We start from the raw sequence: 12,436 nt of genomic DNA, 5'->3' as shown, positions 1-12,436 counted from the left end.
CTCGGGTGACGGGCCGTTCTGTGTCAGTCGGGTCAGGCGTTGACCAGGCTGCGCAGGACGTACTGCAGGATGCCGCCGTTGCGGTAGTAGTTGGCCTCACCGGGGGTGTCGATGCGGACGACCGCGTCGAACTCGACTCCCGTGTCGGTGGTGACCTTGACCGTCTTCGGGGTGACACCCTCGTTGAGCTCGGTGATGCCGGAGATCGAGAAGGTCTCCTCACCGGTCAGGCCGAGGCTGTCGGCGTTCTCGCCCTTGGGGAACTGCAGCGGGATGACGCCCATGCCGATCAGGTTGGAGCGGTGGATGCGCTCGAACGACTCGGTGATGACCGCCTTGACGCCGAGCAGCGAGGTGCCCTTGGCGGCCCAGTCGCGCGAGGAGCCGGAACCGTACTCCTTGCCGCCGAGGACGACCAGCGGGGTGCCGGCCGCGGCGTAGTTCTGCGCAGCGTCGTAGATGAAGCTGACCGGAGCGTCGGGCTGGGTGAAGTCGCGGGTGTAGCCACCCTCGGTGCCCGGGGCGACCTGGTTCTTGATCCGGATGTTGGCGAAGGTGCCGCGGATCATGATCTCGTGGTTGCCTCGACGCGAGCCGTAGGAGTTGAAGTCCCGCTGCTCGACGCCGTGCTCGATGAGGTACTTGCCGGCGGGCGAGTCCTTCTTGATGTTGCCCGCGGGGCTGATGTGGTCGGTGGTGACCGAGTCACCCAGCTTCAGCAGCACCCGAGCACCCTCGATGTCGGTGACCGGGGCCGGAGCCTTGGCCATGCCGTCGAAGTAGGGCGCCTTGCGGACGTAGGTCGACTCCTCGTCCCAGGTGAAGGTGTCACCGGTCGGGGTCGGCAGGTTCTGCCAGCGCTCGTCGCCCGCGAAGACGTCGGCGTAGTCCTTGGTGAACATGTCGGAGGAGATCGCGGTGGCGATGGTCTCCTCGACCTCGGCCGGGGTCGGCCAGATGTCCTTGAGGAAGACGTCGTTGCCGTCCTGGTCCTGACCCAGCGGGTCCTCGAACAGGTTCACGTTCATGTTGCCGGCCAGGGCGTAGGCGATGACCAGCGGCGGCGACGCGAGGTAGTTCATCTTCACGTCGGGGTTGATCCGACCCTCGAAGTTGCGGTTTCCGGAGAGGACCGAGACGACGGCGAGGTCGTGCTCGTTCACCGCGGTGGAGACCTCGGGGATGATCGGGCCCGAGTTGCCGATGCAGGTCACGCAGCCGTAGCCGACCAGGTTGAAGCCGACCTTCTCGAGGTAGGGCGTGAGGCCCGACTTGTCGTAGTAGTCGGTGACGACCTTCGAGCCCGGCGCGAGGGTGGTCTTGACCCACGGCTTGCGGGTCAGGCCCTTCTCGACGGCCTTCTTGGCCAGCAGCGCCGCGCCGATCATGACCGACGGGTTGGAGGTGTTGGTGCAGGAGGTGATCGAGGCGATCGTGACCGCGCCGTTCTCCAGCTCGAACTGCTGACCGTCGGCCAGGGTGACCGGGATCTTCGCGTCTACTGCCTTGGAGGTGTACGTCGGCAGGTGCCCCAGATAAGACGTCTTGGCGTCGGTGAGCGAGACACGGTCCTGCGGACGCTTCGGGCCGGCGATCGAGGGCACGACCGTGGCGAGGTCGAGCTCGAGCTTCTCCGAGAAGCGGGGCTCGGCGGCCGGGTCGTGCCAGAGGCCCTGCTCCTTGGCGTACTTCTCCACCAGCGCCAGCTGCTCCTCGGAGCGGCCGGTGAGCTTGAGGTAGTTGATGGTCTCCTCGTCGACCGGGAAGATCGCGATGGTGGAGCCGAACTCAGGGCTCATGTTGCCGATGGTGGCGCGGTTGGCCAGCGGCAGCGCCGTGACGCCGTCGCCGTAGAACTCGACGAACTTGCCGACCACACCGTGCTTGCGCAGCATCTCGGTGATGGTGAGCACCAGGTCGGTGGCGGTCGAGCCCTCGGGCAGGTCGCCGTTGAGCTTGAAGCCGACCACGCGCGGGATCAGCATGGAGACCGGCTGGCCGAGCAGCGCGGCCTCGGCCTCGATGCCGCCCACGCCGAAGCCGAGGACGCCCAGGCCGTTGACCATGGTGGTGTGGGAGTCGGTGCCGACGCAGGTGTCGGGGTAGGCCTGCAGCTCGCCGTCGACCTCACGGGTGAAGACGGTGCGGGCCAGGTGCTCGATGTTGACCTGGTGGACGATGCCGGTGCCCGGCGGGACGACCTTGAAGTCCTCGAAGGCGGTCTGGCCCCAGCGCAGGAACTGGTAGCGCTCGCGGTTGCGCTCGTACTCGATCTCGACGTTCTTCTCGAACGCCTCCGGCGTGCCGAAGACCTCGGCGATCACGGAGTGGTCGATGACCATCTCGGCCGGCGAGAGCGGGTTGATCTTGGTCGGGTCGCCACCGAGCTCGGCGGCAGCCTCGCGAAGGGTGGCGAGGTCGACGATGCAGGGCACGCCGGTGAAGTCCTGCATGATCACGCGCGCCGGCGTGTACTGGATCTCCTTGTCGGGCTCGGCGGTCTCGTCCCAGCCCGCCAGCGCCTTGATGTCGTCGGCGGTGATGTTCGCGCCGTCCTCGGTGCGCAGGAGGTTCTCCAGCAGCACCTTCAACGAGAAGGGCAGCGACTGAACGTCGAGGCCCTCACCCTTGACCGCATCCAGGCGGAAGATCTCGTAGGACTTACCGTCCACGTCCAGGGTGCTCTTGGCACCGAAGCTGTCCTTGCTGGCCAACGCGTTCATCTCCTTGCTCGCGTCCACAGACGTACGAATTCAAGTCTTTGGAGCCCATCCTGCCCCGGCTACCCACGCCGGGAAAACAAAGGCTCACCTAACCTTTTACGACGGACGTGCCGTCGATCTCTTGATATCAAGATACATGATGTCGAACGACAATTCGAATCACCCGGCGCGCCGTGTTGTGACCACCACCGCTGACAGCCATCCTCGGATGCTCCATGATTGGTCCGACCTGGGCACCGTCGGGCCGCTGGCCGGGCACTAGTTTGTGATGCGAGGAGATCCTTGAGCACCCTGATCGCCGTCGTGGCACTGGCCGTCGCCGCGGCCGCAGCCGCTGTCGCCTGGCGTCTGCAGCAGGCCAACAAGGCCCTGCGCGCCGAGACCATCGGGCTGCTGTGGCGGTTGGAGCAGGCAGATCTCTCGGCGCCGCGCAACGCCTACGCCGACCTCCCGCCCGAGGAACGGTTGCTGAGCATCCGCATCCTGAACCCGCTCGAGCTGGCCTCCGCGCAGACCAAGGCGGCCACGATGCTGCACAGGGTGCGCCCCGCGCTGCTCTCGAAGATGGTCTATGACCAGGCGGCCGACTCGCTGCGCGAACGGCTCGCCGACGAGGGTGTCGTGGCCGAGGTCAAGGTCCATGCTGGTCGCTAGCCTCGCGCTGGTCGCAGCCGTCGCCGCCGGTGTCGCCGTTGCCCTGGCTTTCCGAGAGCAGCATCGTCTGGAGCAGGCGCTGGATGACGTACGCCTCGCGGACCTGAAGGCACGCACGAGCCACGCCGAGGCGGAGCGCGCCGCGAACTGGCTCGGCTCGATCACCGACCCGATCACGGCACCGTTCGCCGGCGCGACCCGATCGGTGGCGGATGCGCTCGCCCGCGTGGTGCCTCGTTCAAGCCGCCGTGGCACACGTCTGCTCACCACGGTGCCGGGCGCGACCTCTGGAGAGCTGCTCGGCACCCTCGGTCCTCAGCTGGACGAGGCGGTCCTCGACCGCAGGCAGCTGATCACCGATCTCTCCGACGATCCGACGATGGCGATGCGCGCCATCGTCGATGACGCCAGCCGGTAGGCTCCTAGAGGTTCTCCAGACGCTCGCGCAGACGGGTGCGCTCGTCGTCGGTGAGCGGCACCTCGAGCTCGTCGACGTACGCCATCGCCTCCTCGAGCCCGATCTCGCGATGCTCGGTCTCCTCGCCCTCACGGCGGATGGTGACGGTGTCGTGGGTGAGGCTGATGTGGCGGTCGGCGAGAAGCTTGGTCACGATCAACCGGTGGCGGAAGTGCACCGACGGGTGCGTGCTGGTGAAGTGGTGGCCGATCGCAACGTCGCTGGGCACCACCAGCGCCTCGTCATGGGTGTGCATCCGCTCCCAGCCGTCGCCCTTCGCCCGCTCCAGCGCCCAGCCGTGCTCGGTCCACCTCACTCGGTGGGTGATGCCTCCGACCTGATCGACCGCGCCGTCGACCAGCGAGATCGGCCGCCACACGCTCAACCCGAACCCGGGATCAGCCAGCAGTCGCTGCCCGTCGAGATCGACCACCACCACCAGGTGCGTACGTCCGGCCGCGGTCGGATCGGCGCCCACCCGGGCGAGCCGCCGCTCGACGGCGTATCCCAGCTGCTCCAGCGCCGCCGCGAGCAGCGTCCCGTGCTCGAAGCAGTAGCCGCCTCTCCCCCGCCCGACGAACTTCTCCTGCACCTCGGCCAGGTCGACGCCGGGGTGCTGCTCCAGCAGCACGTCGATGTTGTCGAAGGTGAACGTGCGCAGGTGGGCGTCGTAGATCTCCTCCAGCGCCGCCCGCGACGGGCCCGACGGCTCCGCCGTCCCGATCCGTTCCAGATAGGCGGTCAGGTCGAGCCGGTCGGTGCCCCACATCTCATCGCTCACAGCAGCATCACAGCGCCGAAGTCCTTGACGCGCAAGCGATATCCGAAGCGCGCCCACTGCGTCCGGCACCGCCGTTGCGGGCTGTCGGGCGCTCCTCCCAGGTCGGCCGACCACGTTGCAGACGAGGCCGTAGGTCCGGTAGCCGCTCACGGATGCCGGACCTACGGCCTGATCAGAGCTCAGCAGGTGAGTCGAGCGTCCGCCCAGTCGCCGTGGTCGTCACGGACGAAGTCGCCGCCGTCGACCATGATCAGCTTGAGCCCCTCGACGCCGCTGAGGCTGATGTCCATGGGGCGGGCAGCATCGGAACCGGTCATCGGTCCGCTGTCGAAGAGGAGACGACCGTCGCCCCACACCTGGAAGGCGAGGCTGCCGTTCGTGCCCACGGAGTCGTCGACGCCGACGTACCCGGTGAGGCGGTCGCATACCGCGCCGAGGTGGAACACCTGCTCGGAGTGGGCGGCACCGCCGAGACCCTTCTCGAAGGTCCGGCCCTCGATGGTGATCGGTGAACCGTCCCCGGACGCGCTGCCGCCGTTGCTCTGGTCGCGCTCGAGCGGCCCTTCCCAGTTGAACGAGTCGAACGGCTCCAGGTCGCTGAGGTACGGCGACCCGGACGGTGCCGACCCCGGCGCGACGGTGACCTTCTGCTCCGCGGTGCGCTCCACCGAGCCGGCACCGATGGTGTAGCTCGCGTCGACACCGATGGTGTGCGCGCTGCCCGGCTCCGCATCCCGCGGCACGTCGACCTTCCACCTCAACGTCGTGACCCCGCCGGGCCGCACCTTCTGCCCGGTCGTGGCGCCGACCGGCTCAGCGGTCCAGGACTCGGGGAGCGAGAGCTCACCCCTCACGTCGCGGAGCGGCTGGCGCCCCTTGTTCTGGACCCGTACGGTCACCGGAACCGTGGACCCCGGCTCGGGCCAGCGACGCTCGGCCTCGATGCTCACCCGGTTCAGCAGGGAGTTCTCCAGCATCGGCCCGGACTCGATGGGGCTCAGCAGGACGACGAAGCCGCCGTTCGCCTCCGAGTCGACGGTCAGTCGGTCTGCGCTCGTGACCGGGTGACGTTCGACGACCAGGTCGTCGCGACCGCTGTCGCGCACCACCTCGGCCAGGTAGCGCCGGCCAGGCTCCAGGAAGCTCAGTGGGACCGAGGTCGACGACGCTGCGCCGGCTTGTGCCGAACCGACGAACCAGCGGTCGCCCGACCGTCGCGCGAACGTGGCCTCCGCGTCCGGCCGCGCGGACACCAGCCGGGTCTCGTCCCAGGTGGTGGGCATCTTCCGCAGGACCGCTTCCACGACACCGCGGCCGTCGTAGGACTCGACGCTGTCTGCGGGGTGCAGCAGGCCGGACTCGAAGACGACCGAGAGACCGAGCTCGTGTCCGGCGCTGGTCTCGCGTCGGTCGGCGGAGAAGGTGAGCGGCGTGTAGTCCATCGAACCGACCACGTTGCGGGTGAGTGCCAGGTTGACGCTGTGCTGCGGCGTGACCCACCCGAGGTGGTAGTCCTCACCGCCACGTACGCCCTCGGAGGTCAGCACGTGCGGCCAGGTGCGCTCGATCCCTCGGGGGGCGGTCGACCCGTGCAGGTTCACCATGATCCGCTCCTCGGCGGTGTCACGGAGCAGGGCGTCGTACCACTTCATCCGGGCCTGGGAGTCGGAGTCCATGAAGTCGACCTTGAGGCCGGCGATTCCCCACGACTTCCACAGCGGCAGGAGCGCGTCGCGCTGCTGCTGGGTCTCGAGGTCCTGCCAGCGGGACCACACCCACACGCCGATGCTCTTCTCTCGCGCGTAGGCGACCAGCTCCGGCATCCACTGCGGGCTCCATCCCTCGTCCACCAGGACGTACTCCCAGCCCTCTTCGGCGGCGTGGTCCACGTAGTCCTTCTGGCGCTCCAGGTCGCGGGGGCTGCCACCGTCGGACCACCACGACCACGCAACCGTGCCGGGCCGCACCCAGTCGGTGTCGGCGATCCGGCTGTCGCCGGCCAGGTCGGTGACCAGGTCGCTCTCGACCACCGCGGACAGGTCGCCGACCACAGCGACCCGCCACGGCGTCGTCAGCGGACCATCACTGGTCACCGATGCCTCGGGCAGGGACACCTGGAAAGAGCCGGGCTGGCCCGTCGGCAACAGGTGTGAGGCGGCGTACCGACCATCGAGGTCGGCCTCGGTGAACATCGCCCAGCCGCCGTCAGGCAACCGGAACAGCGCCGGGAACGCGTACGGCAGCTGCTTCACCTCGTCGGCACGGAGCCGCCGGTACTGGTTCTCGTAGTTGGCGCGGTGCTCCATCAGCACCGCCTCCGAGGCCGCCGGAACCCGGAAACCGCTGCGCTCCCCCGTCACGCTGGTCTGCCCGGCGCCGGGCAGGACGTACCGGTAACCCACACCGTCGTCGAAGACGCGGACCTGCAGGCGCATGCTCTCACCCGTCGCACCGCGCAGCGTCGCGGTCAGCTGGTGGCCGACATCGTGATGCTCGTGGCGCTTGCCGACCACGGTGCGGTAGTCCTCACGCACGCTGCTGCGCTCGAGACCGGTCACCGTCAGACCCTTCGACAGGTCAGCAACCGACGTCTCGATGCCGAGCGTCGAGGTGACGGTCGCGCGCCCGTCACGTCGCACCTCGAGCGCCAACCGTCCCGCGGACCGGTCGCGTCGCAGCACCGCCGTCACGTGGCCCGAGGGCGAGTCGACGGCCCACGAGCTCTTCCCGGTGTCGAGAGATCCAGACTCCTGGCCGGCAACCCGGTCACCGGACTCGTGCACGGACCCCGGGATCGTGGCCGCATGGACAGGTGAAACCAGACTCACGATCAGAGCAGGAGCCGCGACCACAAGGCCGGCGCGTGCGCTGATCCGTTCGAATATAGACAACATTCCTCCGCAGAGAGCCCTCATCGGGTCTCACATCGTTCTTCCCGAGACCAGGGCGCAGATCGCCCCGGCCACCAATCGATGGGGAACCCTAGAGTGTCCTATGACACATGGCAATGTCGCCCCGTCACCCCATGGCGAAGCCGCGTTCGCTCAACTGCTGAGTCGGCGCGTCATGACGCGCCGACTCAGCAGGGGGCGTCGCCAGGACGAGCCGACTCGGCGGGATCTGCTGTCGGGATGAGCCGACTCGGCGCTACCTGGTCAGCAGAGCGACGGCTTCGACGTGGTGGGTCATCGGGAAGAGGTCGAAGGCGCGCAACGTACGCAGCCGGTAGCCGTGCTCGGCGAAGATCGCCACGTCGCGGGCGAGGGCGGCGGGGTCGCAGGCAACGTAGGCGACCTTGCGCGGCGTACGCGCGACGACGGCCTCGACGACGGCGCGGCGCGCGCCCTCGCGGGGTGGGTCGAGGACGACGAGGTCGTAGGGGCCCTCCTCGAGACGGCCCAGGACGGTGGCGACGTCGCCGGCGGTGACGTCGGCGGTGGGGACGTTGCCGACCGAGAGCGCGGAGGCCGTCTGGTCGCCCTCGACAGCGAGGACACGGCCGGTCGGACCGACGGCGTCGGCGAGGAAGGCGGAGAAGAGGCCGACGCCGGCGTAGAGGTCCAGGACGGAGTCGCCGGGGGCCGGAGCCAGGGCGGACATCACGGCGGAGACGAGGGCCTCGGGCGCCCCCGGGTGGACCTGCCAGAAGCCGTCGGCTGCGACCTCGAAGGAGTGCTCCACTCCCCCGATCACCACGCTCTCCACGACGGTCCCGGCAGCTGGCTCGCGCGCATCCGTGGTCGCGATCAGACAGTCCTCGACCGGGATCACGTCGTGGGAGCGGTATTTTCGCATGCCGCGGGCGCCGCCCGGTGCGGTGGCGTAGCGCTGACGGGTGCGCCAGCGCAGTCCGTCCTCGTCGCCGGGAACGGCCTCGACGACCAGGTCCGCGACCAGCGGGTCCGAGGCGGACAGGCCACCGAGCCGGACCAGCTGCTCGCGCAGCACGGTCGCCTTCAGGTCGCGCTGAGCGGGCAGGGAGACATGCTGGAAGTCGCAGCCCCCACACAGCCCGGGACCGGCATAGGGGCACGGCGGAACGACCCGTTCCGGCGCGGCCGAGAGCACCGAGACCGCGTCCCCGCGCCAGAACCGGTCGCCCGCGGTTCCCTCGGTGATCTCGACGACCACCCGCTCACCGGGCAGGCCGTGGCGTACGAAGACCACGCGGGAGGCCTCTTCGATCTGCACGCGGGCGACGAAGTGTCCGCCGTGGGCGACCGGGCCGATCTCGACTTCGAAGCGCTTCCCGACGTACGACTCGCCCTTCGACGCCTTCGGACGGGGGCGCCGTCCGCGAGGCACGGGACGCTGGGGGCGGCTCATCGGCGTCCGCTTCCGCGGCGCAGGCCCGGCGCGAGCCAGTACTCCTCGCGCAGCTCCTCGGCCCGCTCCTTGCCGGAGGCGAGCTGGTAGGGCACCGAGATGACCATGACGCCCGGGGTGAACAGCAGCCGACCCTTGAGCCGCAGCGCGGTCTGGTTGTGCAGGAACTGCTCCCACCAGCGGCCGACGACGTACTCGGGGATGTAGACGGCCACGACGCCACGCGGGTTGGCGTCACGGATCGCCGAGGCGTACTCCACGACCGGACGGATCAGCTCTCGATAGGGAGAGTGGAGCACCTTCAGCGGCATCGGCAGGTTGCGCTCGTCCCACTGCTTGAGCAGCTCGGCGGTGTCGGAGTCGGTGGTCGAGACCGTCACGGCCTCGAGAGCGTTGGGCCGCGAAGCCTGGGCGAAGGCCAACGCTCGCAGGGTCGGCTTGTGGAGCTTGGAGACCAGGACGATGGCGTGGACGCGGGTCGGCAGCACCCGGTCGCGCTCGTCGGCGGCGAGCTCGCGGGCCACGTTGTCGTAGTGACGTCTGATCGCCAGCATGACCACGAAGAAGAAGCCCATGGCGAGGATCGTGATCCAGGCGCCGGAGAGGAACTTGGTGATCAGCACGATCACCAGCACGACCGCGGTCATCCCGAGACCGAAGGCGTTGATCGCCCTCGAGCGCTGCATCCGGCGCCGTGCGACCGGGTCGCGCTCGGTGGCCAGGTGACGGGTCCAGTGCCGGATCATGCCGAGCTGGCTCAGGTTGAAGGAGACGAAGACGCCGACGATGTAGAGCTGGATCAGCTTGGTGGTCTGCGCATCGAAGATCACGATCAGCGCGATCGCCAGCACCGCCAGGAAGATGATGCCGTTGCTGTAGGCGAGCCGGTCGCCGCGCGCCCCCAGCGAGCGTGGCGCGTAGCCGTCCTTGGCCAGGATCGAACCGAGCACCGGGAAGCCGTTGAACGCGGTGTTGGCGGCGAGCACCAGGATGATGCCGGTGACGGTGATGACGAAGTAGAAGCCCGGCGGGAAGTCGCTGAAGACCCCGGCCGCGATCTGGGAGATCACCGGATGCTGCTCGTAGCCGTCCGGAACGGCGTTGCCCGCCGCGGTGCGGAGCTGGTCCAGCTTGTGCGGGTCGACGTAGCGGATGCTCATCTGCTTGGCCAGCACGATGATGCTCATCATCATCGAGACCGCGATCAGACCGAGGAGCAGCAGCGTGGTGGCGGCGTTCTTGCTCTTGGGGCGCTGGAAGGCGGGTACGCCGTTGGAGATCGCCTCCACACCGGTCAGCGCCGCACAACCGGACGAGAAGGCGCGGGCGAGCAGGAAGACGAGCGCGATCTGGTTGAGCGTGCCTTCCCAGCCCTCCTCGGGACGGATCTGGAGGTGCGCGCTCTCCGCCTCGGGCAGGTTGCCGTTCAGCAGCAGCATCAGGCCGTAGAGACCCATGCCGAGGATGGCGAACATGAACAGGTAGGTCGGGACCGCGAAGAAGGTCCCGGACTCGCGTACGCCCCGCAGGTTCATCGCCGTGAGCAGCACGATCGCGGTCGAGGCGACCAGCACCTCGTTGCCGATCAGGCTGGGGATCGCGCTGGCGGCGTACTGGGCGGCGTTGGAGATCGACACCGCCACCGTCAGCACGTAGTCGACCAGCAACGCGCTGGCCACGGTCACGCCCGCGTTGCGTCCCAGGTTGACGGTGGCGACCTCGTAGTCGCCGCCGCCGCTGGGATAGGCGTGCACCGTCTGCCGGTAGGAGGCGACGACGGTCAGCATCACCAGGGCGACGACCAGGCCGATCTTCCAGGACCAGGCGTACGCCGACGCGCCCGCGACCGCCAGCATGATGAAGATCTCGTCGGGCGCGTAGGCGACCGAGGAGAGCGCGTCGCTGGCGAAGACGGGTAGCGCGATGCGCTTCGGCAGCAGCGTCTCGCCGAGCTGCGAGCTCCGGAGCTTGCGGCCGATCAGTATCCGCTTGGAGACATCACCAACACCCACAACCGCAGACGCTACGGCACCGAGCGCATTCCACCCGCTTCCGGATCGCCATCGCACCGAACACGCCAACTTCGAGGGCGTAGGCGACGGGCGGGCCGCACGAGTGCAATCATGACACGGTGCACGTAGTGATCATGGGCTGTGGCCGCGTCGGCTCGACCCTGGCCAGAAGCCTCGAGGACCGCAACCACACGGTCTCGGTCATCGACCAGAACTCGGACGCCTTCCGGCGGCTCGGACCGGGCTTCAACGGCGACAAGGTCGCCGGGATGGGCTTCGACCGCGAGGTCCTGCTCAAGGCCGGCATCAAGCGGGCCGAGGCGTTCGCGGCGGTCTCCAGCGGCGACAACTCCAACATCATCTCCGCGCGGGTCGCCCGCGAGGAGTTCGGCATCCAGCAGGTCGTGGCACGCATCTACGACCCCGGCCGCGCCGAGGTCTACCAGCGCCTCGGGATCAGCACGGTGGCGACCGTGAAGTGGACCGCCGACCAGGTGCTCCGCCGACTCCTCCCGGCGGGCGCCGAGCCCGACTTCCGGGACATGTCGGGCAACATCCGCATCGACCAGGTGATCATGCCCGAGTCCTGGGTCGGTGAGCGGACCATCAAGTTCCAGCGCCAGTCCGGCAGCCGCATCGCCTGGATCGACCGGCTCGGCGAGGGCATCCTCCCGGTCCGCGAGAGCGTGATCCAGGAGGGCGACGTGCTCCACGTCGTGATGCGCGAGGAGAACACCGCGCAGGCCTACAAGACCATCAAGAACGGCCCCGAGGAAGACTGATGCGCGTAGCCATTGCGGGAGCCGGAGCCGTCGGCAGGTCCATCGCCCGTGAGCTGATCACCAACGGTCACGAGGTGCTCCTCATCGACAAGAACCCAGGCGCGATCAAGCCCGAGCGGGTGCCCGACGCCGAATGGCTGCTCGCCGATGCCTGCGAGCTCTCCTCGCTCGAGGAGGCCCGGCTCGACAACTGCGACGTGGCCATCGCCGCGACCGGGGACGACAAGGCCAACCTGGTCTGCTCGCTGCTGGCCAAGACGGAGTTCGGCGTGCCGCGCACCGTCGGCCGGGTCAACCACCCCAACAACGAGTGGCTCTTCACCGAGGCCTGGGGTGTCGACGTCAACGTCTCGACGCCGCGGATCATGTCCGCGCTGGTCGAGGAGGCGGTCACCGTCGGCGATCTGGTGCGGCTGTTCACCTTCCGGCAGGGCCAGGCCAACCTGGTCGAGATCACCCTGCCCGCCGACTCGCCCTATGTCGGCAAGCCCACCGGTCTGGTGCCGTTCCCGGAGAACTGCGCGCTGGTCACGCTCCTGCGTGACGGCCAGGTCTACGTACCCACGCCCGAGCAGCCTCTCGAGCAGGGCGACGAGCTCCTCTTCGTCGTGCCCACCGAGAAAGAGGACGAGCTCGAGCGGCTCCTCGCTCCGACCGGTCACGGCGGCTGATCCCCGGATCCCGTACGCAGCAACCCCTCG

Annotated in this window: 9 protein-coding genes; 4 read left to right on the top strand and 5 right to left on the bottom strand. The window is 68.6% G+C overall.

Going from position 1 to position 12,436, the window contains the following annotated elements; genetic code table 11:
• Positions 1 to 32: 32 nt before the first annotated feature.
• Positions 33 to 2,723, bottom strand: a complete 2,691-nt coding sequence (acnA, locus tag IEY84_RS21780; RefSeq protein WP_275944487.1) for an aconitate hydratase AcnA — start codon at positions 2,721 to 2,723, stop codon at positions 33 to 35.
• 282 nt (positions 2,724 to 3,005) lie between these two features.
• Between acnA and IEY84_RS21775 the strand changes: the two genes are divergently transcribed.
• Positions 3,006 to 3,377, top strand: a complete 372-nt coding sequence (locus IEY84_RS21775) for a hypothetical protein (RefSeq protein WP_183549311.1) — start codon at positions 3,006 to 3,008, stop codon at positions 3,375 to 3,377.
• Positions 3,364 to 3,795 carry a hypothetical protein gene (locus IEY84_RS21770; RefSeq protein WP_183549313.1) on the top strand — a complete coding sequence of 144 codons (432 nt, stop codon included), beginning with the start codon at positions 3,364 to 3,366 and terminating at the stop codon, positions 3,793 to 3,795. The genes IEY84_RS21775 and IEY84_RS21770 overlap by 14 nt, the downstream gene beginning before the upstream one ends.
• Before the next feature lie 4 nt (positions 3,796 to 3,799).
• Here IEY84_RS21770 and IEY84_RS21765 read toward each other — a convergent pair whose 3' ends face one another.
• The 4 genes from IEY84_RS21765 to IEY84_RS21750 form a co-directional block, all read right to left on the bottom strand.
• Positions 3,800 to 4,615: an arylamine N-acetyltransferase family protein gene (locus IEY84_RS21765; RefSeq protein WP_183549316.1), complete on the bottom strand. Its 816-nt coding sequence runs from the start codon at positions 4,613 to 4,615 to the stop codon at positions 3,800 to 3,802.
• Positions 4,616 to 4,794: 179 nt separating this feature from the next.
• Positions 4,795 to 7,443: a glycoside hydrolase family 97 N-terminal domain-containing protein gene (locus tag IEY84_RS21760; protein ID WP_183549325.1), complete on the bottom strand. Its 2,649-nt coding sequence runs from the start codon at positions 7,441 to 7,443 to the stop codon at positions 4,795 to 4,797.
• Between the two features lie 319 nt (positions 7,444 to 7,762).
• Positions 7,763 to 8,941 (bottom strand): class I SAM-dependent RNA methyltransferase, encoded by a 1,179-nt coding sequence (locus IEY84_RS21755; protein ID WP_183549328.1) that lies wholly within the window; start codon positions 8,939 to 8,941, stop codon positions 7,763 to 7,765.
• On the bottom strand, positions 8,938 to 10,953 hold the full coding sequence (locus tag IEY84_RS21750; RefSeq protein ID WP_183549331.1) for an APC family permease: 2,016 nt from the start codon (positions 10,951 to 10,953) through the stop codon (positions 8,938 to 8,940). Before IEY84_RS21750 ends, IEY84_RS21755 begins: the two co-directional genes overlap by 4 nt.
• Positions 10,954 to 11,072: 119 nt before the next feature.
• On the opposite strand from IEY84_RS21750, the gene IEY84_RS21745 reads away from it, so the two are divergent.
• Positions 11,073 to 11,735 (top strand): potassium channel family protein, encoded by a 663-nt coding sequence (locus IEY84_RS21745; protein ID WP_183549334.1) that lies wholly within the window; start codon positions 11,073 to 11,075, stop codon positions 11,733 to 11,735.
• Positions 11,735 to 12,406 carry a potassium channel family protein gene (locus IEY84_RS21740; RefSeq protein ID WP_183549337.1) on the top strand — a complete coding sequence of 224 codons (672 nt, stop codon included), beginning with the start codon at positions 11,735 to 11,737 and terminating at the stop codon, positions 12,404 to 12,406. The genes IEY84_RS21745 and IEY84_RS21740 overlap by 1 nt, the downstream gene beginning before the upstream one ends.
• The last annotated feature ends 30 nt before the right edge of the window (positions 12,407 to 12,436 follow it).

Origin of the sequence: Nocardioides albus (assembly GCF_014648255.1) — a bacterium.
Lineage (GTDB): Bacteria > Actinomycetota > Actinomycetes > Propionibacteriales > Nocardioidaceae > Nocardioides > Nocardioides albus.
Note: the sequence above shows the minus strand (reverse complement) of the source record. Positions and strands in the feature narration are given on the sequence as shown.